26 protein-coding genes are annotated in these 25548 nt (G+C 75.4%); 10 read left to right on the plus strand and 16 right to left on the minus strand.

Annotation, left to right across the window (positions count from 1 at the left end):
• From BM142_RS09475 to BM142_RS09505, 7 genes are all read right to left on the minus strand, one after another.
• Positions 1 to 1268: caspase family protein (locus BM142_RS09475; RefSeq protein ID WP_139228837.1), on the minus strand; the 1268-nt coding region annotated here is incomplete at its 3' end.
• 116 nt (positions 1269 to 1384) lie between these two features.
• On the minus strand, positions 1385 to 2770 hold the full coding sequence (locus tag BM142_RS25150) for a trypsin-like peptidase domain-containing protein (protein WP_254790722.1): 1386 nt from the start codon (positions 2768 to 2770) through the stop codon (positions 1385 to 1387).
• Between the two features lie 17 nt (positions 2771 to 2787).
• On the minus strand, positions 2788 to 3339 hold the full coding sequence (locus tag BM142_RS09485) for a peptidoglycan-binding domain-containing protein (RefSeq protein WP_092196649.1): 552 nt from the start codon (positions 3337 to 3339) through the stop codon (positions 2788 to 2790).
• A gap of 110 nt (positions 3340 to 3449) precedes the next feature.
• Complete coding sequence (locus tag BM142_RS09490) at positions 3450 to 4613, minus strand: trypsin-like serine peptidase (RefSeq protein ID WP_092196652.1); 1164 nt, start codon at positions 4611 to 4613, stop codon at positions 3450 to 3452.
• Positions 4613 to 6271, minus strand: a complete 1659-nt coding sequence (locus BM142_RS09495; RefSeq protein ID WP_092196655.1) for a S8 family serine peptidase — start codon at positions 6269 to 6271, stop codon at positions 4613 to 4615. The genes BM142_RS09490 and BM142_RS09495 overlap by 1 nt, the downstream gene beginning before the upstream one ends.
• Before the next feature lie 65 nt (positions 6272 to 6336).
• On the minus strand, positions 6337 to 7125 hold the full coding sequence (locus tag BM142_RS09500; RefSeq protein WP_254790724.1) for an AfsR/SARP family transcriptional regulator: 789 nt from the start codon (positions 7123 to 7125) through the stop codon (positions 6337 to 6339).
• A gap of 59 nt (positions 7126 to 7184) precedes the next feature.
• Entirely contained in the window at positions 7185 to 7388 is a 204-nt protein-coding gene (locus tag BM142_RS09505; protein WP_092197078.1) for a hypothetical protein, read from the minus strand.
• Between the two features lie 247 nt (positions 7389 to 7635).
• Here BM142_RS09505 and BM142_RS09510 point away from each other — a divergent pair, with 247 nt between their 5' ends.
• The 9 genes from BM142_RS09510 (at position 7636) to BM142_RS09550 (ending at position 16922) form a co-directional block, all read left to right on the plus strand.
• Positions 7636 to 8478: an NmrA family NAD(P)-binding protein gene (locus tag BM142_RS09510; protein ID WP_092196659.1), complete on the plus strand. Its 843-nt coding sequence runs from the start codon at positions 7636 to 7638 to the stop codon at positions 8476 to 8478.
• A 186-nt stretch (positions 8479 to 8664) separates the two neighbouring features.
• On the plus strand, positions 8665 to 9009 hold the full coding sequence (locus BM142_RS09515; RefSeq protein WP_092196662.1) for an NADH-quinone oxidoreductase subunit A: 345 nt from the start codon (positions 8665 to 8667) through the stop codon (positions 9007 to 9009).
• The gene (locus BM142_RS09520) at positions 9000 to 10313 is read left to right on the plus strand and encodes a hypothetical protein (RefSeq protein ID WP_092196665.1); all 1314 of its coding nucleotides are present in this window, start codon (positions 9000 to 9002) and stop codon (positions 10311 to 10313) included. The genes BM142_RS09515 and BM142_RS09520 overlap by 10 nt, the downstream gene beginning before the upstream one ends.
• The gene (locus BM142_RS09525; RefSeq protein ID WP_092196668.1) at positions 10310 to 11251 is read left to right on the plus strand and encodes a complex I subunit 1 family protein; all 942 of its coding nucleotides are present in this window, start codon (positions 10310 to 10312) and stop codon (positions 11249 to 11251) included. The genes BM142_RS09520 and BM142_RS09525 overlap by 4 nt, the downstream gene beginning before the upstream one ends.
• A 1-nt stretch (position 11252) precedes the next feature.
• Positions 11253 to 11801 carry an NADH-quinone oxidoreductase subunit J gene (locus tag BM142_RS09530; protein ID WP_092196671.1) on the plus strand — a complete coding sequence of 183 codons (549 nt, stop codon included), beginning with the start codon at positions 11253 to 11255 and terminating at the stop codon, positions 11799 to 11801.
• Positions 11798 to 12100: an NADH-quinone oxidoreductase subunit NuoK gene (locus BM142_RS09535; protein ID WP_091929773.1), complete on the plus strand. Its 303-nt coding sequence runs from the start codon at positions 11798 to 11800 to the stop codon at positions 12098 to 12100. The genes BM142_RS09530 and BM142_RS09535 overlap by 4 nt, the downstream gene beginning before the upstream one ends.
• On the plus strand, positions 12097 to 14019 hold the full coding sequence (locus tag BM142_RS09540; RefSeq protein WP_092196674.1) for a proton-conducting transporter transmembrane domain-containing protein: 1923 nt from the start codon (positions 12097 to 12099) through the stop codon (positions 14017 to 14019). The genes BM142_RS09535 and BM142_RS09540 overlap by 4 nt, the downstream gene beginning before the upstream one ends.
• 2 nt (positions 14020 to 14021) lie before the next feature.
• Positions 14022 to 15509: a complex I subunit 4 family protein gene (locus tag BM142_RS09545; protein WP_092196677.1), complete on the plus strand. Its 1488-nt coding sequence runs from the start codon at positions 14022 to 14024 to the stop codon at positions 15507 to 15509.
• Between the two features lie 6 nt (positions 15510 to 15515).
• Positions 15516 to 16922, plus strand: a complete 1407-nt coding sequence (locus tag BM142_RS09550) for an NADH-quinone oxidoreductase subunit N (protein WP_092196680.1) — start codon at positions 15516 to 15518, stop codon at positions 16920 to 16922.
• Positions 16923 to 16971: 49 nt separating this feature from the next.
• Here BM142_RS09550 and BM142_RS09555 read toward each other — a convergent pair whose 3' ends face one another.
• Genes BM142_RS09555 through BM142_RS09595 form a run of 9 tightly spaced genes read right to left on the minus strand, consistent with a single transcriptional unit; the run spans position 16972 to position 24401 of the window.
• The gene (locus BM142_RS09555) at positions 16972 to 17358 is read right to left on the minus strand and encodes a hypothetical protein (RefSeq protein WP_092196683.1); all 387 of its coding nucleotides are present in this window, start codon (positions 17356 to 17358) and stop codon (positions 16972 to 16974) included.
• On the minus strand, positions 17355 to 18572 hold the full coding sequence (locus BM142_RS09560) for a cytochrome c-type biogenesis protein CcmH (protein WP_175527192.1): 1218 nt from the start codon (positions 18570 to 18572) through the stop codon (positions 17355 to 17357). Before BM142_RS09560 ends, BM142_RS09555 begins: the two co-directional genes overlap by 4 nt.
• Positions 18569 to 19165 carry a TlpA family protein disulfide reductase gene (locus tag BM142_RS09565; protein WP_175527193.1) on the minus strand — a complete coding sequence of 199 codons (597 nt, stop codon included), beginning with the start codon at positions 19163 to 19165 and terminating at the stop codon, positions 18569 to 18571. Before BM142_RS09565 ends, BM142_RS09560 begins: the two co-directional genes overlap by 4 nt.
• Complete coding sequence (locus BM142_RS09570; protein WP_092196692.1) at positions 19162 to 21162, minus strand: heme lyase CcmF/NrfE family subunit; 2001 nt, start codon at positions 21160 to 21162, stop codon at positions 19162 to 19164. The genes BM142_RS09565 and BM142_RS09570 overlap by 4 nt, the downstream gene beginning before the upstream one ends.
• Positions 21159 to 21665 carry a cytochrome c maturation protein CcmE gene (locus tag BM142_RS09575; protein ID WP_175527194.1) on the minus strand — a complete coding sequence of 169 codons (507 nt, stop codon included), beginning with the start codon at positions 21663 to 21665 and terminating at the stop codon, positions 21159 to 21161. Before BM142_RS09575 ends, BM142_RS09570 begins: the two co-directional genes overlap by 4 nt.
• Positions 21666 to 21711: 46 nt before the next feature.
• The gene (ccsA, locus tag BM142_RS09580) at positions 21712 to 22443 is read right to left on the minus strand and encodes a cytochrome c biogenesis protein CcsA (protein ID WP_092196697.1); all 732 of its coding nucleotides are present in this window, start codon (positions 22441 to 22443) and stop codon (positions 21712 to 21714) included.
• A gap of 4 nt (positions 22444 to 22447) precedes the next feature.
• Positions 22448 to 23107: a heme exporter protein CcmB gene (locus BM142_RS09585; protein ID WP_092196700.1), complete on the minus strand. Its 660-nt coding sequence runs from the start codon at positions 23105 to 23107 to the stop codon at positions 22448 to 22450.
• A complete protein-coding gene (locus BM142_RS09590) occupies positions 23104 to 23817 on the minus strand; it encodes an ABC transporter ATP-binding protein (RefSeq protein ID WP_175527195.1) in 714 nt (237 codons plus the stop codon). Before BM142_RS09590 ends, BM142_RS09585 begins: the two co-directional genes overlap by 4 nt.
• Positions 23814 to 24401 (minus strand): TlpA family protein disulfide reductase, encoded by a 588-nt coding sequence (locus BM142_RS09595; RefSeq protein WP_175527196.1) that lies wholly within the window; start codon positions 24399 to 24401, stop codon positions 23814 to 23816. Before BM142_RS09595 ends, BM142_RS09590 begins: the two co-directional genes overlap by 4 nt.
• Positions 24402 to 24532: 131 nt before the next feature.
• Between BM142_RS09595 and coxB the strand changes: the two genes are divergently transcribed.
• A complete protein-coding gene (coxB, locus tag BM142_RS09600) occupies positions 24533 to 25546 on the plus strand; it encodes a cytochrome c oxidase subunit II (protein WP_139228821.1) in 1014 nt (337 codons plus the stop codon).
• Positions 25547 to 25548 lie beyond the last annotated feature (2 nt).

Here is a 25548-nt window from a genome sequence, read left to right on the forward strand (position 1 = left end):
ACCTGCTGGATCAGCGGCACGGCCACCGACGACAGGATGCTGCCCAGGGCACCCCAGATCTTCTCGTCGACCTCACCCGCCGGCGCCGTCCCGGCCCCGCCGCTCTTCTGCTGCCCGTCGCCGATCAGCTCCCGGATGGTCGGGGTGATCATCGGGATGAGCCCCTCGAGCACGCTGCCGAGAGCGCTCACGAACTTCTCGTCGGCCTGGTCGCCGGCGCCGGGCGTGGCCGTGGCGGGTGCGGTGGCGGTCGGTGCGGTCATGGTCTTGTCCTTTCCCATGGTGGCCATTGCTCGCCGGATGGCATCGGCGATCACGGAGGAGAGATCCCCGCCGCCGGTCGTGCCGGCCGCCGGGGTGGAGGAGGCGCCGCCCTCGCCGAGGAAGATCGACCGCGCGGACATGCCGGGCGCGCTGGGCGGATCGAACAGCAGCGGTCGCTGCTGGAATCCCATCTGCTCCAGGCGCTTGCCCGCCTGCTCGTGCAGCTGCGCGGGGGTACCACCGGAGCCCAGGAGGGAGGTGGCCTCCCGGAGGGCGAAGCTGAAGGCCGAGAGCCCGTCGGTGTCGCTGCGCTTGGCGGAGGCGGTCTCGTTCTCCCGGCAGGCGCTCATCAGCAGGCCGTTGAGCTGAAGCTGACCCTGCTCGTCGCCCGCCGCCTTGGTCTTCCCGGCGGCGTCGGAGGTGTCGACGAAGCCCTTCTCCTCGGCCGCGGCCACGGAGTCGGTGATGGCTGCGGAACCGAACGGCTCCATCCGGGCCAGGGCGCCCTCGAGGAGGGCCTTGTTCACCGCTGCCGCCTGGCTGTCGTCGGGCGCCCACACCTTGCCCCGGACCACCTCGGCGCCCTGGCCGGTGATGAAGAACTTCTGCATGCCACCGGAGAAGCAGGAGTCGAGGACGACGGTGAGGATGCCGGGCGGGACCGACCGCGCCCGGTCGCTGAGCTCGTCGTCCTTGAAGAAGCCGTCCCGGAGGACCAGCACCTCGGTGAGCGAACCGTTCTCGGGCATCTGGAACCCGTGGCCGCTGTACATGAAGACGAGCCGGTCGTCGCTCGTCGCGCCCTGGAACAGCCGGTCGAGCTCGGTGCGGACGTTCTGGATCGTCGCCTCGGCGTCCTGCAGGGTCCGGATGCCGTCCGCCGGGAAGCCGTAGCGCTGCTCCAGGCGGCTCTTCAGGTCAGCCACGTCGGCGAGGCAGCTGTTCAGGTTGTTGCGGGGGTCTGCGTAGTCGTCGATCCCGACGAGGAGTGCTCGGAGAGCCATCAGCGGTACCTCTTCTCTAACTGTTCTCTTCCTGTCGGGCTGCACCGGCCGCCGGACCGACGCACTGCCTGGGGCGACCCTGCGCCCTGGGGCATCACGCTCGCGTCACGGGACCGTCACGGGGCCGGTGAGGAGTGCTGCGTCGCGAGCACGCGCAGCAGCGTCGCGACGACCCCACCCAGCTGCCGGCCCAGGGCGCGCAGGGCCTCGGCATCGACCGGCTCCTGCGCGGCGGCGGAGAGCAGCGGGAGGACGGGGGCGAGGACGGCGGTGAGCGCCCGGACGAACCCGTCGGGGAGCTCCCCGCTCGACGGCGCCTTGGGCAGACCGAGCAGCTGCGCCATCGCGGCCCGCGTGTCCGGCCCGACCACGCCGTCGGCGGTCAGACCGGAGGCCCGCTGGAACTGCCGGGTGGCGCGTTGCGTGGCCTGGCCGAAGATCCCGTCGACGGCGACGTCCGGGTCCTGGACCCGGTTGAGCAGTGACTGCCAGGCGGTGACCTCCGGCCCGCGGCTGCCCCGCGTCAGCAACGGCTGTGCCCCGCCGAGACCGCTCAGGAGAGCCGCGAAGACGGGCGCACGGGTCACGTCCTCCCCGCGGCAGCCCGAGGTCGGGCACACCAGCGACACCCGGCACCCCCCGGTGTCGACGAAGTCGGTCTCGCCGCGGACGAGCAGTCCCTCGACCTCGTGCGACGTCGCGTTGTAGACCGGCGACCCGGAGTTCCCCCCGTAGGTGTCGAGGTCGGCCACGAAGAAGTCCGCGGGGCCGTTGTCGCGCACGGTGGCACCCGGCGCGAACTTCGCCGGCAGGCCCGAGGGGTGGCCGATGACGTGCACCGCCTGGTGGTCGGCGATCCGGCCGGCACGCCGCACGGGCGCGACCGCGTGGTCGGTCACGGCCCGGTCGAGCCGGACCAGCGCCCAGTCGGCGCCGTCGCCGGTGAGCGCACGGCCCAGGAGGGCGGCGCCGCGGTAGACGTCCCGGCTCGGCACGGTCCCGGGCGCCGACGTGGCGGTCGCCATCCGGAAGCCGAAGACGAACCGCGTGCTCCCGACGGTCGTGTCGTCGAGGCAGTGCCCTGCGGTAGCGACGACGTCCGGGGCGACGAGCACGCCGGAGCAGAACGCCGCCACCGGCTGGTCGCCGAAGCGCTCGCCGGCGCACAGGCCCTCGGCATCGGCGAACCGCTGCGCGACGATCGTGCAGGTGCCGTCACCGTTCTCCCGGACGTGCGACTCGCGGAGCAGCGCCACCACGGCGTCGGCGTCCCGCTGCACGGCCGGATCGGTGACCTCGAAGAGGTCCCGGCGGTCGTCGACCCCGTAGACCACCTTCTGCTCGTCGAGCACGGCGGCGACGAGTTCGCCGGTCGGGATCGCGGCGAGCGGTCCGTCCGCACCGTCGGGGAGTGCCTTCAGTTCCCGCCGTCGGATCTCCGCCAGCATGGCGTCCACCCCGAGCCCCTCCGTGGGCCTGCGGCGCGTTCCCGTCTCGGTCATGGCAGCTCCCCTGTCCCTCACTCGTCGAAGACGATCGGCTGGGCGGCGGGCATGATCACGACCCGGCGCTGCTCGCCCGGGCGCTCGAGCACGAGCAGCGCCGCCGGGCCCTTGGGGCGGAACTCGAACTCCGCAGGATCGCCCTCGCGCAGGCTGCTGGTGCCGCCGCTGAGCCTGTGCACCCGGTCGGTGAACTCCTCGAGCCAGGCCGGCGCGGGGTTGAGGCCCGGGAAGGCCGCGAGGAAGGCCCGTGCCACCTGCTCGCCGGACAGGCCGGCGAATGTCGGCACCCGGCCCTCGGCCAGCGCCGCGGCCGCGTGCTCGTAGACCTCGTCGTGGCTCCCGCCGGCGACTCCCGCGGTGAGCACCTCCCAGACCCGGTCGTCGACGACACCGCTGGCCGGGAGCCCGTGCTGCAGCTGGAAGGAGACGACGGCGGCGAGGGTGGCCACGTCGAACCGGCCCGTCGGACCCGGCGACGCCCCCTGTTCCGCGGCCACACCCAGCAGGCGCTGAGCCAGCTCGACATCGGGGCCCGAGGCGCCCAGCCCCACGCGCGTCCGGCTCATCGTCGATCCGCCTCCCCGGGCCCCCGGTCGGCCCACGTCGAGGATCGGGTGCCACCGTCACCGCGGCGTCGCCGCGCCGTCACCGCGGCGCACGAGCCCCGGTGGCTCGCTCAGGGGACCGGCACGGAGAGTGTGCGCAACTGGTCGGCGCACGCCGACACGGCGTGCGCGCAGTTCCGCAGCACGGACGCCCCCGCGAAGTGCAGCCCGAACGAGCCCTCGCCCCAGGCCAGCGTCGGGGAGCCGGAGTTGCCCCCGAGCGTCGTCGCGTCGTGGCCGAAGACCCACTCCCGCGGGTCCTCGGGCAGGGTGCCGAGCGGCTGGTGCGTGTTGCCCGGCGCGAGCCGCTTCACGCCGTACCGGTGCCCGAAGAGGGTGGCGTTGACCCACCCCCAGTCCACGCCCTCGGCGAAGCCCGACGTCACCCGGGGAGGCCCGGGAAAGCCGACCACGCAGAAGGACTCCAGGTTGCCCCGCGGGCCGTCGGGGTCGGCCAGCACCGGGATGGCCGCCGGGACGACGCCGTCGTCGGTGGCCAGCGGTTCGATCCTCAGGACGGCGACGTCGAGGCGGGCGAAGCCGGGCCCGTCGATCCCCGAGGGGGTCGCCTCGACGATGCGGAAGCGGTGCGAGCGGCTGCTGCCCGTCTCGCCGACGAAGTCGATGTAGGCGCCGTCGAACACCCGCAGTCCCGTCGCGGTGCGGGCGATGAGGTGCGGAAGCCGTCGCCACAGGGCGTGCACGACGTGCAGGTTCGTCACCACGAGGCCCCGCCCGGCGTCCACGACCCAGCCCGTCCCGAAGAAGTTCCGGGACGTCGCGCCGGCCGGCTCGATCCGGCCCACCGCCCGGATCGCCGGGGTGAGCTCTCCGGCGCGTTCGGTGAGGGTGTGCTGCCACTGGCCCGCCAGCGGGTGGCCGGGGTCGACGGTGTCCTCCCGCACCGGCAGCGAGGGGCGCGTGCCGTCGGTGCGGACGATGGCCTCGAGGGCCTGGGAGTCGTCGGGGTCCAGGGGGGCGACGGGGTCCGCGTCCAGCTTGCGGGCGGTGCGGTCGACGTTGCGGAGCAGGACGTCGAGGGCCCGCCGGAACTCGCCGACGTCGACGATCTCGTCGTCCGGCATCGCCTGGAGGATCGCCTCGACCTTCCCGACGGCGTCCGCGGCGCCCGGGCCCCCGGCCGCCTCGAGGCTCGTGCTCGCCTCGTCCCTCGGGTCCAGGTCGTCCCGGACGCCGGAGACGGCCAGCCACTGCAGGTGCTCGTCCGCGTGCATCAGGACCGGACCTCCTCGCGGACCAGAGCGGTGCCGAGCCCGAGCCCCTCGCGGAGGACCGGGTTGCCCGCGACGGCCCCGAGCTCGGCCGACGCCGGGAGGGTGTGCCTCCCGGCCTCCTCGTGCTCGGAACCCGGGGGCGGCGTCACGAGCTCCCGGTGCAGCAGCAGCCAGGAGATCTCGGGGCCGTGGCGGTACCAGTCCACGGCCTCGTCCTGGGTGGCCGCGTGGCCGAGGACGTCGGTGACCAGGGACTCGACGGTCACGGCGGCGGCCTCGCGCGGGTCCGCGGGCGGCTCGACCGTCTCGCGGTCACGGCCGAGGTCGAGGTCGGCGGCCTCCAGCAGGGCGTGCGCGTCGACGATGCCCGCGCCCATGTCGAATGCGTCCCAGCCCGCCGGTCGCCGGGCCGTGGCCCCCGCCAGCCGGCGGAACATGCCCTGGAGCGTCTCGCCCCGGACCCGGGCGGCGGCGACGAGGTTGGCGCGGCCGTGGTGGGACAGCCACTGCGCCGCGACGCCGGCGGCGAGGGCCACGGCGAAGCTCGTCCCCTGGCCCTGCCCGGAGCCGTCCGGGACGGTGGCGCGGTACACGTTCTCCCCGGGGGCGGAGAGGTCGACCGCCGCGCCCCGGCAGGTGCCCCGCCACGGGCGGTCGTCGACGTCCACCCCGGCGACGGCGATGCACTCGTCGTACCGCGCCGGCCAGACGACCTGGCCCACGCAGTTGCCCGCGGCGGCCAGCACGATGACGTCGGCCCCGACCGCCCGCCGGAGCGCCCGGTGCAGGGCGAAGGAGAAGATGCCGCCGAGGCTCATGGTGATCACGTGCGCGCCGTGCTCGACGGCCCAGTCGATCGCCCTGGCCACGGACACCTGCCGGATGCGGACGACGCTGTTGATCGCCCGGATGGGCATCAGCGTGGCGCGGGGTGCAGCGCCGAGCACCACGTCCGACGCGGGTGAGAGGAGGACGCTGGCGGTGCCGGTGCCGTGCCCGGGGTTGCTGCCGTCCAAGGGGTCAGTGGCGTCCGGGTCGCCGTCGAGCACGTCGAAGCCCGCGACCAGGTCGACGCCCGCGAGCTCCGGGTGGCCGGTGATGCCCGTGTCGGGCTGGGCGACGACGGTGCCCGCCCCGCGGTCCGGCCGCTGCCGGGCCTCGGAGAGCGCCCACGCCGACGGTGCCCGGATGGCGTCCAGCGCCCACCGGGGGTTCCGGTCCAGGCCGGGGTCCCTGGGCGCCCAGCACCAGGGCGGGAAGCTGCCGAGGTCCTCCTCGGTCATCCCGCTGTCCACGAACCGCGCGGTGGGCTCCGGGTGCGTGGGTGTGGGCAGGTCCGGTTCGGCGACCTCGAGACCGAAGGCGGCCTCCAGCGCGTGGGCGGCGGAGAACGCGGCCGCCGAGTCGTCGGTGAACGTGCGGTCGGCGAGCTCCACGACGAGGACGTGGGGGTCGAGCGAGGACAACGGCTCGATGGAGGCGGGCAGCCCGGTGAGACCGGCGGTGACCCGTGCCCGGGCCGCCACGGGGTCCTCCCCGGGGCCCAGCACGAGGGCGAAGCGGGCGCGCTCGGCCTCCGTGCCCTCGTGCCGATGCGTGGTGGCAGCGCTGATCGAGTCCGTGACATCGCGGACCTCGGTGGGCTCCGGCTCAGCCATGACGGTCCTCCCCGGGTGACGACGACTGCTGCCCGCAGCTCTACCGGCCCGACGTCACCGGGGCGTCACTGCCTCGTGACGGTGCCGATCGCGTGCCCGTTGTGCGCCGGCCGCGGGATCCGGTGGAGCAGTCGGGTCATGTGCTCGCTGGGCAGGACGCCGAGCTCGTCCGCCAGCATCGCGCGCAGTGCCTCGTACGCGCGCAGTGCCTGGGACGTGTTGCCCTCGGCGAGGTGGACGCGCACGACGGTGCGGTGCGCGCTCTCGCGCAGTGGCTCCGCCCGTACCGCTGCGTAAGCCGCTTCCAGGGCATCCCCGTAGCGGCCGGCCGTCGCCAGCCGGTCGGCCAGGCACTCGAGCGCGTGCAGACGCACCTGGCAGAGGCGTTCGCGCTCCAGGAGCACCCAGTCGTCGTACCAGCCCGGCAGGAGCTCTCCGCAGAGCCCGGCGCCGGAGATCTCCACCTCCTCCAGGCCCACGGCCGGATCGCGCACCCGCCGTGCCCAGGCGTGGAGTTCGCGCACATCCACCCGGACGCCCTGGGCCAGGCAGAGCGAGCCGCCGCACACCTCGATCAGCCCGGGCGCGACCTTCTGCAGCCGCCACAGCGCCGACCGGAGGCTGCCGTTCGCGTGGTCCTCCGGTACGTCGGGCCACAGCCGCCCGGCGATCGCCGCACGCGGCGGCCGACCGGACAGGCAGAGGTGGGCCACGAGCCGCTGGACCCCCCGCGGCAGCTCGCTCCCGCCGGGTCCCGGACCGTCCTGCGCACCGGACAGGGCGAACCCGTCGATCAGCGTGATGCGGGTACGCGGCTCGACGGTCACGTAGGGCACCCCCTCGGGCACCTGCACTGCAGGAAGCGGGGTTCAGGACGTCGGAGCCGCGATGCTTCGAGCATCACGGCGCGCTGTCAACCGGTGTTGGTTCCGTGACGCACGAATTCATCGAGCCACTGACGCAGCGCATCGACAGCGTCACCTGGTGACGATGCCACCGCGACGGTGAGGTCCTCCCCCGCTCCGTCGGCGTCGACCGCGGTGAGCCGGGCGCGGAACCGGTCGTCGTCCTCGAGCCAGACGCGGATGACCAGCGCAGCGCTCCGGTCGTCGCTCACGGCCACCTGCCACCCCTGTCGGCCCCCTGCCGGCCCTGCCCCGTCCGGGGGCCATGATCGTCCCGATCCAGCGAGCGGCGCACTCCCCCGGACGGATGAGCTCCGGACAGGATGGACGCCGTCGTCGAGGACTGCGGACCTCCGGCCGCGGCGACCGCGGACGTGGTCCTGCGGTGCCCCGCGTGACCACGGGCCGCCGGAGGACTGGAGCATCGCGCGTGGAGCGTTCGAGGATCGAGGAGCTGCCGTGAGCCGCATCCTGGTGACGGGGGTCCGGGGGAAGACCGGCGTCGCGCTGGCGGACCTGCTGGCCGTCCGGGCGGGGGTCGAGGTGCTCGGCGGCAGCAGCGATCCGGGCACGGTCGCCGTCGCGGGTGTGCGGCCGGTCGACCTCTCGTGGGACCGCCCGGCCGGCTGGGCGGCGGCGACCGAGGGCGTCGAAGCCGTCTACCTCGTCCGGCCCGACCGCGCCGACGCGCCCGAGCTGATCGGCGCGTTCCTGGACGCCACCCCAGCGGGCCCCCACGTCGTCCTGCTCTCCGAGCGCGACGCCGACCAGGTCGGGACCGGCGGCTGGGCGATGCGGGCCGAGCGGGCGGTCCGTGACAGCGGCCAGAGCTGGACGATCCTGCGGCCGAGCTGGTTCATGCAGGTCTTCACCGACCCGCGCTTCTACCGCGACCAGCTCACCGGCACCGGGGAGCTGCCGTTCGCCGACGGCGGCGCGCGGGTGGCCTGGATCGACGCCCGGGACATCGCCGCGGTGGCCGAGCGGGCGCTGCTCGACGAGGGCCACGCCGGCCGGGTGCTCGAGCTGTCCGGGCCGGAGTCCCTCTCGCTGCCACGGACGGCGGAGCTGCTCTCCCGCGCCGTCGGGCGCCCGGTCGTCCACCGGCAGGTGACGGTCGAGGAGGCAGCGGCCGGCACCGAGGGGTTCGAGCGCGAGCTCACCGCACTGACCGTCGAGCGGGTCCGGGCCGGCGTCTTCGCCGGGGTGACCGGCACCGTCGAGGAGCTGACCGGGCGGCCGGCCCGGACGCTGGGCACCTTCCTCGCCGACTCCCGGGCGGCGTTCCAGCGCCCCGTCTGACCCGTCCTGCCCCGGTGACCGTGCGAGCGCGGCGAGGACCTCGGTGGACGTGCGGCCACGTCGGCCACCGTGGACGGCCAGGTCAGGCCACCGGCACCACGGACGTGTCTCCCGACTGTCATGAATGGCACCCGACGGTGCGGGTAGCGGTCCCCGGATCGACGGGGCGAGACGAAAGGCAGGGAGATGTACCTGGGCGCCGCGGTGATGCTGCTGCTCGGCGTGGGCGGCGCGGTGGCCGCCGTGCTGCTGCACCGGGCCACCAGCGTGGCCGCCGCGCCGGTGGCCACGCTGCCGTTCCTCTCCGGTTGGCGCCCGGAGGAGCACGCGCTGTCGCGGTTCCACGCCCGCTACTACCCGGTCACCCTGCTCTTCCTCGCCTTCGACGTGGAGATGCTCTACATGTACCCGTGGGCCGTCGTGGTGGCCGAGGTGGGCATCTCCGCCGTGGTGGAGATGTTCGTCTTCCTCGGCGTCCTCATGGTCGGGGTGCTCTGGGCCTGGCGCGAGGGTGCGCTGCGATGGGTCTGAGGCGACGCCTGACCGCGGCCGCCGTCCGGCGCGCGACCGTCCTCGTGGTGGAGGTGCCCGGCTGGGGACGGACCCGCTGCGCCGTCGAGCGGGAGATCCGGGACCGCGGCTGGCGTCCGGCGGCGTCCCCGGCGGACGCCGACGTGCTGCTGGTGTGCGGCCGGCCCGGCGCCCGGCTCGCGGCCGCCGTCGACCTCGCCTGGGAGCAGCTCCCCGGCCCGCGGGCCCGGGCGGAGGTGCTGACCCCGTCGGGCGCGTCCGCGGCCCTCGACCGGGCCCTGGACGGGCTCGCCGATGACGACGGCCAGCGGGCGGACGCCGCCGCCCGCCCCGGCGACCCGGCCATGGGGATCGGCGCCGACGAGGACCCGGACGGGGACGACGCCGGCTCGGGACACGAGACGTCCGACGAGGACTCGGACGACGGGGACTCGGACGACGGGGACTCGGACGACGGGGACTCGGACGACGGGGACTCGGACGACGGGGACTCGGACGACGGGGACTCGGGCGACGGGGACTCGGGCGACGGGGACTCGGGCGACTCGGGCGACGGATCCGACGATGACGGGGCCGAGGACGACGAGTCCGGTGAGGACGAGTCCGGTGAGGACGACGCCGACGACTCCGACGACTCCGACGAGATGGACATGGACATGCCGATGCCCGCGGGGATCCCGCTGGCCGGCGGCGGCGAGGCCCGGGACGGGCTGGAGATGGACCTGCTGCACGTGCCGCTGGGCCCGGTGCTGCCCGCCTGGCCCCCCGGGCTCGTCCTGCACTGCACCGTGCAGGGCGACGTCGTGCAGGAGGCGCGCGCCGAGGTCCTGCCGCCCGGTCCGGACGCCGAGCCCGACGGGGACCTGGTCCAGGGCTCGCCGGCCGACCGCTGCGACCGCGCCGCCCGCATCCTCACGGTCGCCGGCTGGGCGGATGCGGCGGCGGCCGCCGCCCGGCTGCGGGACGAGCTGCTGGACGCGGACGGGCCCGGGAGCAGCCGGCCCGCGCTCGACCGGCTGGACCGCCGGGTGCGCCGGTCGTGGACGCTGCGCCGGTCGTTGCGCGGGGTGCCCGCCGCGGCGGGGAACCCGCCGGCCGGGGACGTGCACGACCAGCTCCTGCGCCACCTGGACCAGGCCCGGCACCCGCGCGAGGGCGGGGTGCCCACCCCGGTGGCCACCGTGCCGCTCGACCGGCTGCCCGACCTCGTCGCCGGGCAGGAGCTGGCCGCGGTGCGGCTGCTCGTGGCGGCCGCCGACCTCTCTCCCGCGACGCTGGTCCGCAGCGGGGCGGGGCTGTCGTGACCGGCGCCCTCACCCAGGTTCCGGCCGGCTGGGTGCCGCTGGCCGCCGTCCTGCTGCTCGCCCTCGCGGCCCTGGGGGCCACCGTCGACGGGGCGCTCGCCGCGCGGGCCCAGGGGCGGCACTGGGGCAGCGGGCTCGGTCTGCCGATGGCCGAGACCGCCCGGCTGCTGCGCCAGCGACGGCGCCGGACGGTCGCGGCCGACCGGCCGCTGTGGCTCATCGGTACCGGCGGACTCCTCGTCGTGGCGCTGCTCATGGTCGTGGTGGTGCCGCTGGGCCGGTGGACGCTGAGCGACCTGCCGGTGGGCGTCGTCTGGTTCAACGCCATGGACGTCGTGGTGTGGGCGCTGGTCTGGCTGGCCGGCTGGGGGCCCAACAGCGCGCATTCCCTGGTCGGCGGCTACCGGTTCCTCGCGCAGGCGCTGGCCTACGAGCTGCCGCTGATGTTCGCGATCACGGCGCCGGCCGTGGCCGCCGGGAGCCTCGCTGTGGGCGACGTGGTCGCCGCGCAGGAGGGGCTGTGGTTCGCCGTCTGGATGCCGGTCGCCTTCCTGGTGTTCTGCGGCGCGGTGCTGGCCTTCTCCGTCCGCGCCCCGTTCTCGGCCCCGGCCGGTGCCGATCTCGCGGGCGGCGTGCTCGCCGACTCCTCCGGGATCGACCGCTGGCTGCTGCTCGCCGGCCGCTGGGCGCTGATGGCCGCGGGGTCGGCCTTCGCCGTGGCCGTCTTCCTGGGTGGCGGCCACGGTCCGCTGCTGCCCGCGTGGCTGTGGTCGCTGGTCAAGACCGGAGCGCTGCTCGCGGTCCTGGTGTGGGTCCGGCGGCGGCTGCCGACCGTGCGGCCCGACCGGCTGCTGCCGTTCGGCTGGGTGGTGGTCCTCCCGCTGGTGCTGCTGCAGTTGCTGGTCGTCGCCGTCGTCGTCGTCGTGGGAGGGAGCTGAGGTGGTCGACGACATCGTGTTCTGGGGCCTAGCGGTCGTCTCCGTCGCCTCCGGCGTCGCCGTGTTCCGGGTGGACTCGATGGCGCGGGCGACGTACGCCCTCGCCGTCTCGTTCGTCACCGTCGGGCTGGTCCTGCTGCTGTTCGGGCTGGACTACCTGGGGATCGTGGTCGTCCTGATGATGGTGATGGAGATGGCCATCATGGCCATCTACATGATCATGTTCATGGGGATGAACCCCGCGCTCATGCCGATGAGCATGGTCCACGGCAAGCGGACGGCGGTCACCGTCGCGGGGCTGACCTTCGCGGTGCTGGCCGCCGGCATCCTCCTCGTCGACTGGCCGGAACGTCGCGGTGCGCCCGCCGCCGACCTCACCCTCTCCCTCGGGCACGCCGTCATGGGCTCGAAGATGCTGGTGATGATCACCGTGAGCGCGGTCCTCTTCGCCACGATCGTCTCGGCGCTCGTGCTGGCGCTGCCCCGCGGTCGTTACGACACCGACGGTGCCGACGACGGCGACCGAGCCTCCGGCGAGGCGCCATCATGACCCTGCAGACCGTCCTCCTGGTGGCCGCCGCGCTCTTCTGCGTCGGCCTCTACGGGGCCATCTCCCAGCAGGTCGTCGTCATGGTGATGATGGGCCTGGAGCTGATGCTCAACGGCGTGATCCTCGCGGCCGGCGCCTTCTGGTGGTTCCTCTCCCCCGCGCCCGACGGCCAGGTCCTCCTCCTCGTCGTGATCACGGCGATGACCGTGGAGATGGCCATGGGCTTCGCCGTCGCCACCCTGCTGCACCGCTCCCGCGGCTCCGACATGACCGACATGGCCACGGACCTGTCCCGGTGAGCGCCGCCCTGCTGTGGTCCCTGGTCGGGCTGCCCGCCGTGGTCGGCGCACTGCTGTGCGCGGCCGGCCGGCGGGCCGACCGGGCGGCGCCGGCCGTGGCCGTCGGCACCGCCGTGCTGCTGCTGGGCGCGGCGGTCGCGGTCGCCGTGCAGCGCCCGGAGGTCTCGGTCCCCTTCCTGCCGGGTGCGGACCTCGGCCTGGCGGTGGACGCGCTCTCGGCCGTGGTGCTCCCGGCCGTCGCAGCCGTGACCCTGCTCGTGCTGGTCTTCTCCGCCGGTGAGATCGCCGACGCCCGGGGCCGCTTCTTCGGCCTGATGCTGCTGTTCGCCGCCGCGGTGGCCCTCACGGTGACGGCCACGACGCTGCCCGCCCTGCTGTTCGCGTGGGAGATCATGGGCGCCACCTCCTATGCGCTGATCGCGTTCTCCTGGCGGGATCCCGACCGGGTCGGTGCGGGGACGACGGCGTTCCTCACCACGCGGGCCGCCGACGTCGGCCTGTACGTGGCCGCCGGCGCGGCCCTGGCCGGCGGCGCCGGGCTGGGGCTCGCCGAGCTGCAGGACGCCGAGGGGCCGTGGCTGGACGTCGTGGCGGCGGGCGTGCTGGTCGCCGCCCTGGGCAAGGCGGCGCAGCTGCCGTTCTCGTTCTGGCTGTCGCGGGCCATGGAGGGACCCAGCCCGGTCAGCGCGCTGCTGCACTCGGCGGCCATGGTGGCCATGGGCGGCTACCTGCTGCTGCGCACGGCGCCGCTGCTCGAGGCGTCCGGGTGGGCGGCGACGACCGCGGCCTGGGTGGGTGCGCTCACCGCCGTGGCGCTGGGCGCGGTGGCGCTCGCCCAGCACGACCTCAAGCAGACCCTCGCGGCCTCCACCTCGGCCCAGCTCGGGTACGTGGTGCTCGGCGCCGGGGTGGGCGGCGTCTCGGGCGGCGCGGCGCACCTGGTGGCCCACGCCGCGACCAAGGCGCTGCTGTTCCTGGTGGCCGGGGCATGGCTCTCGGCCCTGGGCACCAAGCAGCTGACCGCCCTGCGGGGAGCGGCGCGCCGGTGGCCGCTGGTCGGCGTCCTGGCGACCGTGGGAACCCTGTCGCTGGCCGGGGTGGTGCCGCTGTCGCTGTGGGCCACCAAGGACGACGTGCTGGCCGTCGCCAAGCACTCGTCGGTGGCGCTGTACGTCGTCGGCCTGGTCGGTGCGGCGCTGTCGGCCGCCTACGCGGCCAAGGTGCTCTGGCAGATGTGGGGGCCACTCCCGGCCGACGCCGAGCGGGGCTACGACACCGAGCGGCAGGGCACCCGGCGGATCGAGCTGGTCCAGACGGCGCCCATGGTCGTCCTGGCCGCCGGTGCCGCCGTCCTCGGGCTGCTCGTCTGGCCGCCCGTCGGCGAGGCGATCCGCCGGGCGCTGGGGGAGGTCGGCGCGCCGCGCCCGGGCGTCGTCGAGCTCGTCGTCTCGTCGGTCCTGGCGGTGGGCGTCGTCCTTGCGGTGCGCCGGTGGCCGCACCCCGAGCCGGCCTGGGCCATCCACTGGCTGGGGCTGGGTGCGGCCACGCAGGCGCTGGTGGTGCGACCGGTGCTGCGGCTCGCCGAGGCCCTGGCGAGGTTCGACGACCGGGTGCTCGACCGGTCCGTGACGGGGGCGGCCGTCGCCGTGCGCGGCATGGCGAGCGGCTTCGCCCGGTTCGACGACCGCGTGCTCGACCGCGGTGTCGAATCGACCGCGGCCGGCAGCGTCCGCGTGGCGCGTGGCGCCGCGATCGCCGATTCGGCCGGGTTCGACGGGGCCGCGGAGGGGGTGGCCGGTGCCGCGCGTCGGCTCGGCGACCTGCTCCGGCGGACCCAGACCGGCCAGCTGCACCAGTACTACGTCCAGGCCGCCGTGGTGCTCGCCGCCGCGCTGGCGCTCCTGCTCCTGACGAGGTGACCGTGCTCAGCCTGATCGTCTTCCTGCCCCTGGCCGCCGCCGTCGCGCTGGCGGCCGCGCGCGGCCTGCCCGACGCGGTGGCCCGCTGGGCGTGGCTCGGGGTGACCGGGGCCGAGCTGGTGCTGGTCGGCGTGCTCGTCGCCGGCTACGACACCCCCGCCGACGGGGGGCTCGCGTGGGAGGAGCGGCTGCGCTGGATCCCGTCGGTGAACAGCAGCTACCACGTCGGGGTCGACGGGCTGTCGCTGCCGCTGGTCGCGCTGACGGCCGTCGTGTTCTGCGCCTGCGCCGGCTACTCGCTGAAGGAGGGCCGCCGCCCGCGTGCCCTGGCCGCGCTGTTCCTGTTCCTGCAGTCGACCTGCATGGGGCTGTTCGCCGCGCAGGACCTGATCCTGTTCTTCCTGTTCTTCGACCTGTCGATCGTCGGCATGTACTTCGCCATCGCGGGGTGGGGCCACGGCGGTGCCGCCCGCTCGGCGCTCAAGTTCTTCCTCTACACCTTCCTGGGCAGCCTGGCGCTGCTCGTCGGCTTCATCGGCCTGTACCTCGCCGCCGACCCGCACACCTTCGACATCCCCCAGCTGGTCGCGGCGGCCCCGCTCGCCGACGACGCGGTCGCCGGCGCGTGGGTGCTGGGCGCCGTCCTCCTGGGGCTGGCGGTGAAGACGCCGACCGTCCCCTTCCACACCTGGCTGCCGCCGGCCCACACCGACGCCTCGGCGATCGGGTCGGCGGTGCTGGCCGGGATCCTGCTGAAGATGGGCACCTACGGGTTCGTCCGGATCGCGATGCCGGCCATGCCCGAGGCCTGGCAGGCCTGGGCGTGGGTGATCCTCACCGTCGGCGTCGTCTCCGTGCTGTACGGCGCCCTGGTCGCGCTCGCCCAGAGCGACGTCAAGCGGATGATCGCCTACACCTCGGTCAACCACATGGGCTACGTGCTGGTCGCGGTCGGGGCCGCCGGCCTGGTCGCCGAGGGCGCCGAGGCGCGCGAGCTGGCGGTGACCGGCGCGGTGACCCAGATGGTCAGCCACGGGCTGATCACCGCGGCGCTGTTCCTGCTGGCCGGGGTGCTGCACGACCGCACCGGCAGCTACGCCATGGCCGACTACGGCGGCCTCGCCGCGCCCGCCCCCCGGTACGCGGGGTTCTTCGCGGTCGCCGCGTTCGCCTCGCTTGGCCTGCCCGGCTTCAGCGGTTTCGTCGCCGAGTTCCAGATCTTCGCCGGCAGCATCGGCGCCACCTGGTTCGCCGTCCTCGCCGTGCCGGGGATCCTGGTCACCGCGGCGCTGTTCCTGCGGGCGTACCAGCGGCTGTTCACCGGGCCGACGACCGGGCGCGCGGAGGGCTTTCCCGACCTCCGCCCCCGCGAGCTGGTGCCCGTCGGCGTGCTGCTGCTGCTGTCGCTCCTGATCGGCGTGCTGCCCTGGCCGCTGCTGGACCTCATCGCCCCGGCGGCGGAGACCGTCGTCGGCCTGGTCAGCCGGTAGCCGCCCGTGCACAAGGAACCGCTGGCCCTGCTCCCGGAGATCTGCCTGCTCGCCGGGGCCGTCGCGACCCTGCTCGCGGGGTCGTTCCTCCCCCGCGAGCGGCAGTGGGTCGCGCGCCTGGTCGCCACCGCCGCCCTGGTCGCGGCCGGGGTGACGGCCGCGCTGGCCCTGGCCGACCCCGTGCGCACCGTCTACGGGGGGACGTTCGCCGTCGACACGGCCACCGGCGCGGTCCGGCTGGTCGTGGCCGCATCCACCCTGCTGGTCATCGGGCTCGGCGTGGACGAGCTGGCCGGTACCCGCCGGGAGAGCGAGACCTACGCGCTGCTGCTGCTGGGCGCGTTGGGGGCCTCGGTCATGGGCAGCACCACCGACCTGCTGGTGCTGGCGATCGCCTTCCTGCTCGGCAGCATCCCGCTGTACGGGCTGGTCGGCATGCTGCGCTCCCCCGGGGCCGCCGAGGCGGCCCTGAAGACCTACCTGCTCGGTGCGTTCTTCGGCATCGTGCTCCTGCTGGGCGCCACCGTCCTCTACGGGCTCGGCGGGGCCACCGCCTACACCGCCCTGGCGGGCGGGCTGGGCGGCGTACCGGTTTCCGCGCTCGCCGTCGGGCTGCTGGGCGTCCTGGGTGGGCTGATGTTCAAGGCCGGGGGCGTTCCGGGGCACTTCTGGGTGCCCGACGCCACCCAGGCAGCGGGCACGCCGGCGGCGGCCTTCCTCACGACCGTGCCCAAGATCGGCGCCCTGGTCGCGGCCTACCGCCTGCTCACCGTGCTGCCGCCGACGGCGGACTGGACGCTGCTCGTCGCCGTCCTCGCGGCGGCGACCATGACGCTGGGGAACCTGGCGGCCTTCGCCCAGTCCGACGTCCGGCGGCTGCTGGGCTGGTCGACGGTCAGCCAGGTCGGCTACCTGCTCATGCCCGTCGCCGTCGCCGGTCGCGGCGACGAGGCGCTCCCGGCGCTGCTCTTCTACCTGGCCGGCTACGCGGTCAGCAACCTCGCCGCGTTCGCCGTGGTGGCGGCCGTCCCCGGGCGGAGGAGCCTCGAGGACCAGCGCGGTCTCGCTGCGGGGTCGCCGTGGCTGGCCGGCGCACTGGTGATCAGCCTGCTCAGCCTCGTCGGCACCCCGCCCACCGCGGTCTTCGTGGGCAAGCTGTCGGTGTTCACCGCGGCCTGGGACGGCGGGCTGGCCTGGCTGGTCGTGGTGGCCGCCGCGAACACCGTCGCCAGCCTCTTCTACTACCTGCGCTGGATCGCCCCGGCCTTCGGCCGCCCCGAGGAGGGCACCGGGCAGGGCCGACCCCGCCGCTACGCCGCCGTGGCCGCGGTGCTGGCCGCGGCCTGCGTCCTCGGCCTCGGACTGGCCGCCGGTACCGTCCTGCCGCTGCTCGACGGTCCGCTCGCCGGCTGACCCGCGCCGCACCGCTCGCCGGAGGAACCTCGACGCGCCGGTGGCTCACTCAGTCCCGGGCCACGTCCAGCGTGGTGTGCATGCCGGCGGCGCTGTGCCCGCCCACGGTGCACTCCAGCTGCACCTGTTCGCCGGCCGTCACCTCGACCTCGACGGTCTGCTGCTCCCCGGGCCCGAGCAGATCGCTGGCCCACAGCGTCGATCCGCCCTGCACGAGCACGACGTCGTGGGCGCTGCTGCCGGCGTTGGTGACGGTCACCTCCACGGGACCGGGCAGCAGCGTGCCCGCCGAGAGCTGGTAGCGGTACTCCTGCATGCCGATCCGCAGCTCGCTGACCGGCGGCCCCTCCGGCACCGGGGCCGCCGGGCCGGAGGCTCCACAGGCGGTGAGCAGGGCCGGCGCCATCAGCAGCAGGACCGCGGTGGCGCGTCTCATCCGCCCTCCAGCAGGCGCCGGACGCCGGGGGCCGCCGGCGAGTCGGGGTCGAGCTCGAGGAACCTCCGCAGCGTCGTCGCGCCCTGCGCATCGCCGGTCCGGTCCTGCGCCAGCCCCAGCAGGAGCAGGACGTCGGGCTCGTCGGGGTACCGGCCGGCCAGCTCGGCGAGGACGGGGAGCGCCTCGGCCGGGCTGCCGGCCCGGACCAGCAACCCGGCGCGCAGCAGGACGACGTCGTCGGCCGGGCGCAGGGCGAGCGCCCGGTCGTAGGCGGCGAGGGCGTCGGCGTACTCCCCGGCGTGGTCGTAGGCCCGGCCGAGCGCCACCCAGGCGGCCGGGTCGTCCGGACGCTGCTGCGTCGCGACCAGCAGCTCCTCCGGACCGGTCGCGGAGGAACCCTCGACCTCAGGCTGAGCTTGGGGCCCGGCCGCGGCGGGTGTCCCGTCCCCCGCGGTCAGCACCACGGCGACCACCGCCGCTCCCGCGACGAGCACGAGGGAGCCGACCGTGAGCACGCGGCGCGGCAGCGCCGCACCGTCCGTCACCGCCTGTCGACCGGTGGCCCCGGCAGCGCTCGGCAGCCGGGCCGCGTAGCGGCGGTGCGCGGCGGCCAGGCGGAGCTCGGCCCGGCGCACCCCGTCCTCGTCGACCAGCTCGTCGGTCCCGGCGAGCTGCCGGGCCCGCAGGGCGCCGAGCAGCGCATCACCGGCCGGGCTGTCGTCCGGGACCAGCCGTCCCTCGCGGTAGTCGGCGAGCGCGGCCCGCGCGTCGCCGGCCGCAGCCGGGGCGGGCAGCGGTGCACCGGCGGCGGGCCGCCGGGAACGACGCAGCCTCGCCCACACCAGCACCCCCACCAGCGGCACCCCCAGCGCCGGCGCCAGCCAGACGACCAGCCCAGGGCCGGCGGGGTCGGGGCTGAGCAGCACCTGCTCGCCGTAGCGGTCCACGAAGTACTGCCGGACCTGGTCCGGCGTCCGCCCCTCGGCGAGCTGCCGCTCGATGATCGCGCGGGCTCCCCCGGCCAGCACGGACGAGCTGTCCTCCACCGACAGGCCCTGGCAGGTCGGGCAGCGGATCGTCCCGGCCACCGCGGCCACCCGTTCCTCCAGGGACGGCCGGCCACCGTCGCCGGCGGCCCGCACCAGGCCGAGGACGGCGACCGCCAGGACGGCCAGGACCGCGAGCCCGCCGGCCACCCTGCGGAGGGAGCTCACGGTGCGCCCTCCCCGGCCAGCAACGGGACCACGTGCTCGTCGATCCACGCCGCGTCCAGCTCGCCGCTCGCCTTGGCCACGACCGATCCGTCCCGGCCGACGAGGTAGGTCTCGGGCAGGGCGAACGTGCCCCACTCGACGGCTCGCACGCCGTCGGGGTCGACGACGTTGGGCCAGGGCGCCCCGCCGTGCTCGGCCAGGAAGGCGCGCGCGTCGTCGGCGTCGTCCCGGACGTCGATCCCCACGATCCGCAGGCCCTGGGGGCCGAGCGCCGAGTGCGCCTCGAGGAGCAGCGGCTGCTCGCGGCGGCAGGGGGCGCACCAGGAGGCCCACACGTTGACCAGCACCACCTCGCCGTCCCAGTCGGCCAGCTCGAAGGTCCCGCCGTCGAGGGTCGGTCCGGTCAGCCCCGGGGCCGGTCCGTCGAGCAGGGCCGAGTCCTGCGGCCCGGTGCTCCCCAGCCGGCCGGCGAGCACGATCCCGGTGAGGGCCACCAGGACGACGAGCACCACGGCGGCCGGCCGGCGGAGCGGGCGGCGCGGAGACTCCTCGGGAGGTGCCGTTCCCTGGGCCACGGCGTCCGGCGCGCTCACGCCGCCACCTCGGCGGCCGGGGACCGGCTCCCCGCACGAACGGCCGGCGGCGGCGCCCGCCGGTGTCGCGGCCACCCCGCCACCAGCGCCCCGGTCGCCATGACGCCGACCGAGAGCCACAGCCAGACGACCATCGGGTTCACCGCCAGCCGCACCGTCGCCGTCCCGGCGTCGGCGTCGATCTCGGTGAGCACCAGGTAGGCGTCCTCGGTGGCGGTGGTGCGCACCGACGGCGTCCCCACCGCCTGGGTCAGGGTCGGATAGCTGCTGAGCATCGGCGAGTGGACCCCGGCGTCCTCGCCGTCCTCGCGCAACCGCAGGTCGGCGACCGCGGAGATCCGCCGCTCGTCCCGGACCATGCGCAGGTCCTCCAGCGTCGCCGTCCAGCCGGCCACCCGCAGCGTGTCACCGACGGTCAGCTGCTGGGTCGCCGACGTGCCGTAGGTGGACGACGCCGCGACCGCGACGGCGGCCAGCACGAAACCCAGGTGCACCACGAGCCCGCCGTACGCGCGCCGCTGCGCGAGGAGCGTGCGACCCAGCGCCGGAGCCCACGGGCCGGGACGCAGCGCGCGGTCGCGGGCGACGTCGAGGGCGACGCGGGTGCCGGTCGCGACGGTCACGAACACCGCGAGCCCGAAGGTGAGCAGCGCCCAGATCCCGGGCAGACCGGCCAGGCCGAGCAGCCCGACGGTCGCCGCACCCGCCAGCGCGGCCGGCAGCAGGACCCGCCGCAGCCGCCCGGCGTGGGCGCGCCCCCACGGCAGCAGCGGGCCCACGCCCATGAGCAGCACCACCAGCAGGGCCAGCGGCACGGTCATCCGGTTGAAGTAGGGCGGTCCGACGCTGGTCCGGTCGCCGGTCACCGCCTCGAGCAGGATCGGGAACGTCGTACCCAGCAGGATGGTGAAGGCCAGCCCGGCCAGCAGCAGGTTGTTGGCCAGGAACGACGTCTCGCGCGACAGGGTGGCCATCAGCGGCTCGTCGTCGCGGAGCCGGTCGGAGCGCCACAGGAACAGCAGCCCGGCGCCCAGCACCAGGGCCAGCAGGAATGCCAGCAGCACCGGACCGATGGCCGACTGCGTGAAGGCGTGCACGCTCTCGATCACCCCGCTGCGGGTGAGGAACGTCCCGAACACCACGAGCACGAAGGTGGCGATCGCCAGGGTGAGGTTCCACAGCCGGAGCGTCGGCCGGCGCCGCTGCACCATGATCGAGTGGAGCAGCGCGGTAGCGGTGAACCACGGCAGGACGGAGACGTTCTCGACCGGGTCCCAGCCCCAGTACCCGCCCCAGCCGAGGACCTCGTAGGCCCACCAGCCGCCCAGCACGACGCCGACGGTCAGGAACGTCCAGGCCGACAGGGTCCAGCCGCGGACGACGGCGACCCACGCCGGTCCCGTCCGGCCGGTGATCAGCGCGGCGACGGCGTAGGCGAAGGGCACCGCCATGCCCACGAAGCCCAGGTAGAGCAGCGGTGGGTGGATGCCCATGAGCGGGTGGTCCTGCAGCAGCGGGTTGGGCCCGGGCCCGTCGACCGGGACGGGGCTCACCCGGTCGAAGGCGTTGCCGGCGAACAGGGCCAGCCCGGAGAAGAAGGCGCCCAGGCCCGAGAGCACCGCCAGTGCCCACGGGTGCAGCGCTCCGGCCCGCAGGTGCACCCGCACCATGGCCAGGACCGTGCACCCGGTGAGCACGAGCAGCCACAGCAGCAGCGAGCCCTCCAGCGCGGCCCACAGGCTGATCACCGTGTAGTAGGTGGGCACCGCGCGCCCGCCGTTCTCGGCGACGTAGCGGATGGAGAAGTCGTGCTGCACCAGCGCCGTCACCATGGCGGCCACGGCCAGCGCGGCCCCGAACAGCGCCGCCTGCGTGGCGGGCCGGGCGATCCGCGCCGCGCGCTCGTCGCCGCGTCCGGCCGCCGCCCACGCGACGGCCGCCGCCGACGAGCACACCAGGGCCAGCGCCAGCCCGCCCGGTCCGAGGAGGTACCTCATCCGCTGTCCTCCGCCGGCCGGCCGGTGCCGTCCGCGGGAGCCCGGTACTCGTTGTCGTGCTTGACCAGGAGGACGTCGGAGCGGAACACGCCGTCGTCACCCAGCCGGCCCTCGACCACCGCGCCCTGTCCCTCCTGGAAGACGCCGCGCGGCTGGCCCGAGTTGACGACGGCGACGTCGGTCACCCCGTCGGTGAGCGCGAACCGCACTCCTTCGCCGGTGCGCTGGACCGAGCCCTCCACGACCAGCCCGCCGAGCCGGACCCGGTCCCCCAGCAGCGAGGTGTCGGTGACCAGCTCGGTCGGGGTCCGGTAGTACACGAGGCTGCCCGACAGGCCGGCGGCGGCCAGGATGCCGACGCCGACCAGCACGACACCGGCGACCGCGAGCAGCCGCAGCGGCAGGCGGCGTCGCTCCCGCACCCGGTCCGGCGCACCGGGCCCCGTCGTCGGCGTCACCGTCGTCCCCGTCCGGGCCTGGTCCAGGCCCAGTACCCGGCCCACGTGCCCCCGGTCAGCAGGTACCCGGCCAGGACCCAGCCCCAGCCGTTCACGGCCGGCTCCGCGGGAGGACTACCAGGGGCTCGGCGGCGACGGGAGGGGCGGGGAACGGGTGGTGGTCGGCGTCGAGCGCGGCAAGCACCCGGAGCCGGCGGCGGACGACGAGCGCCCCCGCCAGCGTGAAGGCCAGGACGGCGACGCCCAGGGCGGCCGCCATCCGGGGGTCCATCGGGGCGGGATCCGGCGACAGGACGCTGGCCGGCTGGTGCAGCGTGCGCCACCAGACGACGGAGAAGTGCACGATCGGCACGTTGACGAAGCCGATGATCCCGACCGCCGCCGCGCGGCGGGCCCCGGCGGCGCGGTCGTCGCCGAGTCCGCGCACGCTGAGGTGACCGAGGTAGACCAGGAGCAGCACGGCGGTGGTGACCAGCCGGGGGTCCCAGACCCACCAGACGCCCCACACCGGCCGCCCCCACACGCTGCCCAGCGCGATCGCGAGCGCGGTCATGCCCACTCCGAGCTCGGCCGCTGCCTGCGCGACGCGGTCCCACCGCAGGTCGCGACGGAGGAGGTACGCGATGCTGGCGAGGAGGACGACGGCGAAGCAGAGGTACGCCAGCCAGGCCGCGGGGACGTGCACGTACATCAGCCGCTGCGGCTGGCCCTGGACGGCGTCGGTGGGGGCGACGAGGAGGGCCAGCACCGCGGCGGCCAGCCCGGTGCCGGCCGCGGCGACCACGAGCAGGCGGTCGGCCGTTCTCGACGGGTGCGTCCTCATGTCCTCACTCCTCCAGCAGTACGGGGAAGACCGCCCAGGCGGCGACCAGCACGGCCGTGGCGTACACCGTCACCAGCAGCGCCCAGGGCAGGACCGCTACCCCCGGGGTCGACAGCTGGGTGCCCGCCAGCAGCGCAGGCAGTCCCGCGGGGAGCAGGAGTGCGGCCATCAGTCCGCGCCGCCGGCTCCCGGTCGCCACGAGCACCCCGAAGCCGGTGGTGAGCGCCGCCAGCGCGAGGGTCCCCAGGACGCCACCGTAGATCGCCTGCGGGAGGACGGGCACGTCGAAGAGCACGGCGACCAGCCCGCCGGCCAGCGCGGCGGTGAGCAGCAGGGCGCCCCAGGTGGCCAGCAGCTTGCCGGCGAACAGCGCGCCCGGCGCGACCAGGCCGCGCAGGAGGTCCCAGCTGTCCTCGGCCCTCTCGGTGCCGGCCACGGTCCGGGCGAGCGGGACCGTGGCGACCAGCACGGCCAGCCACGTGGTGCCCCCGGCGGCCACGGCCAGCTGCTGCGGGGCGGGACCGAAGGCCAGGCCCGCCAGGACGACGAAAGCGGCCACGAACGGCGCCGTGGTCACGAGCGCCTCCCGGCCCGCGCGCTCGACGGCGATCTCGCGGCGGAGCACGGCCGCCGCCTGCGCGAGGAGCGGGACCGGCGCGCTCATCGGCGGACCACCCGCCCGGCCTCGACGCGGAGCTGTGCGTCGGCGCGCGGCAGCAGCACTGCCGGCTGGTGGGTGGCCACGAGCAGCGCCACGCCGTCGGCCCGCGCGGCGTCGAGCACGGTGACGAGGTCGGCGAGCGCCCCCTCGTCGAGAGCGGCGGTCGGCTCGTCGAGGCACAGGACGGCGGGGCGGCAGGCCAGCGCCGCGGCGAGGGTGGCCCGGACCCGTTCACCGGCGGACAGCGTGCCCACCGTCCGGTCGGCCAGCGCGTCCAGCCCCAGGGCGGCCAGCGCACCGCCGGCCGCCTCCCCCCGGCCCACGAGTGCGGCGGTCCCGGTGACGGCGGCGCGCACGGTCTGCGCCGTCCGCAGCCCCGCGCCCCCGCGCAGGTAGAGCGCCGTCCCGGCGCAGGACCGGGTTCCCGAACTGGGGGCGAGCAGTCCGGCGGCCAGCCGCAGCAGGGTGGTCTTGCCCGAGCCGTTCGGGCCGGTCACGACGGTCAGCGTGCCGCCCGCGAGGGCCAGGTCCACGGGAACCCAGACCGGCCGGCCGGCGTGCCTGCGCGTGACGCCGGACAGCCGCAGCACCGGAGCGGCCCCGCCGCCGGCCGCGGCGTCCGTGGCGGGCGGGCGGAGCGGGGTCGCGCGGCGCACCGCCACCTCGTCCGTCGGCCGGGTGCCGCGCGCCCGCTGATCGCCGGGCGCGGTCACCGGGCACCGGCCGGGAGCAGCGGCTCGGCGTGCGCGCGGATCCACTCCTCGGTCACCACGCCGACGTGGCCGGCCGCCACCCGGCCGTCGGCGTCCACGAGGACGGTGGCCGGCAGACCGGGGACGCCCCACGCCGCGCTCAGGAGCCCGTCGGGATCGGCCACGGAGGAGGCCGGGTCCCCGCCGACCTCGGCCAGCAGCTCCCGCGCCTGGCGCACGCCGTCCCGGCTGTTGATGCCGACCAGGCGCAGTCCCCGGTCGTGCCACCGGCGCTGGGCGGCGACGAGCGCCGGCATCTCCTCCCGGCAGGGCGCGCACCAGGCGGCCCAGACGTTGACCAGGACGACGTGTCCCCGGAGGTCGGCCAGGTCCAGCTCGCCGCCGTCCAGAGTGGGCCCCCGCAGCGCCGGGGCGGCGGACCCGACGGGCACCGGCGATCCCGCGGGCGCTCCCTCGCCGGAGCGGCCCGGGAGGACGGCGGCTCCGGCCACCGCGAGCAGCACCGCGGCCGGCAGGACGCCCAGGAGCACGCGACGGCGGCGCCCGGAGGTGCGGCGCGATCTCGCCCGGCGCAGGGTTCCCACCTGGGGCAGGATCCCACGCACCGTGGGGCCCGGCCGCGCGGAACGGGTGTTCGGTGCAGAAAATTTACCTGTGCCAACAGTTGGCTCGGGTCAAGTTGTCCCGCGCCGGGTGGGCCTCTAGCGTCCCGGACGTGCCCGCCGCGCCCTCCACCCGGCCCGCCCGCGCCCTGCGAGGCGGTCGTCCGGGCGCGCTCCTGCTGCTCGGCGTCGCCGTCCTGACCAGCTGCAGCAGCCCGCAGTCGGCCCTGGATCCCGCCGGCCCCAGCGCCCGGCGACTGGAGGCGCTGTGGTGGGGCCTGTTCGCCGTGTCGGCCGTCGTCTGGCTCGTGGTGCTGCTCTGCATCGTCTACGCGCTCGTCCGGCGCCGCGGCCAGGAGGTGAAGCCGCGCGGTGGCGGCACCCGCGCCGTGGTCGTGGCCGGGCTGATCATCCCGACCCTCGTGCTCGTGGGGACCTTCGTCGCCACCCTGTCGGTGATGCGCGCCGAGGCCGAGCCGCCCGACGAGCCGGCCCTCACCATCGAGGTGATCGGGCACCTGTGGTGGTGGGAGGTGCGCTACCCGGACTTCGTCACCGCCAACGAGATCCACATCCCCGTGGACCGGTCGGTCCGGGTGGAGCTGCGGACGGCCGACGTGATCCACAGCTTCTGGGTGCCGCCGCTGACCAGCAAGACCGACCTGATCCCGAACATGGACAACGAGCTCTGGCTGCTCGCGGACGAGGTCGGGGTCTACCGCGGGCAGTGCGCCGAGTTCTGCGGCGCACAGCACGCCGGTATGGCGTTCCTGGTGATCGCCCAGCCGGCCGACGAGTTCGACGAGTGGATGGCCGACCAGGCTCGACCAGCCGAGACGCCGACCGATCCGCTCGCGCTGCGCGGCCGGGAAGTGATCGAGAGCCAGTCCTGCGCCGCCTGCCACACGGTCCGCGGCACCGAGGCCGACGGCGACATCGGCCCCGACCTGACCCACTTCGGCAGCCGGCGCACCCTCGGCGCCGGCGTGGCGCCCAACGACCCCGGCTGGCTCGGCGGCTGGATCTCCAACTCGCAGACCATCAAGCCCGGCAACCTCATGCCGCCCCAGCCGCTGGCCCCCGAGGACCTCAACGCCCTCATCGCCTACCTCGAGACGCTGGAGTGAGG

It is taken from the genome of Blastococcus tunisiensis (genome assembly GCF_900112815.1).
Taxonomy (GTDB): Bacteria; Actinomycetota; Actinomycetes; order Mycobacteriales; family Geodermatophilaceae; genus Blastococcus_B; species Blastococcus_B tunisiensis.

Bases quoted from the DNA above. Each gene is read 5' to 3' on its own strand.
- BM142_RS25150 (WP_254790722.1), bottom strand. From the start codon at position 2,770: ATGACCGAGACGGGAACGCGCCGCAGGCCCACGGAGGGGCTCGGGGTG.
- BM142_RS09485 (WP_092196649.1), bottom strand. From the start codon at position 3,339: ATGAGCCGGACGCGCGTGGGGCTGGGCGCCTCGGGCCCCGATGTCGAG.
- BM142_RS09490 (WP_092196652.1), bottom strand. From the start codon at position 4,613: ATGCACGCGGACGAGCACCTGCAGTGGCTGGCCGTCTCCGGCGTCCGG.
- BM142_RS09495 (WP_092196655.1), bottom strand. From the start codon at position 6,271: ATGGCTGAGCCGGAGCCCACCGAGGTCCGCGATGTCACGGACTCGATC.
- BM142_RS09515 (WP_092196662.1), top strand. From the start codon at position 8,665: ATGTACCTGGGCGCCGCGGTGATGCTGCTGCTCGGCGTGGGCGGCGCG.
- BM142_RS09520 (WP_092196665.1), top strand. From the start codon at position 9,000: ATGGGTCTGAGGCGACGCCTGACCGCGGCCGCCGTCCGGCGCGCGACC.
- BM142_RS09535 (WP_091929773.1), top strand. From the start codon at position 11,798: ATGACCCTGCAGACCGTCCTCCTGGTGGCCGCCGCGCTCTTCTGCGTC.
- BM142_RS09555 (WP_092196683.1), bottom strand. From the start codon at position 17,358: ATGAGACGCGCCACCGCGGTCCTGCTGCTGATGGCGCCGGCCCTGCTC.
- BM142_RS09570 (WP_092196692.1), bottom strand. From the start codon at position 21,162: ATGAGGTACCTCCTCGGACCGGGCGGGCTGGCGCTGGCCCTGGTGTGC.
- ccsA (WP_092196697.1), bottom strand. From the start codon at position 22,443: ATGAGGACGCACCCGTCGAGAACGGCCGACCGCCTGCTCGTGGTCGCC.
- BM142_RS09585 (WP_092196700.1), bottom strand. From the start codon at position 23,107: ATGAGCGCGCCGGTCCCGCTCCTCGCGCAGGCGGCGGCCGTGCTCCGC.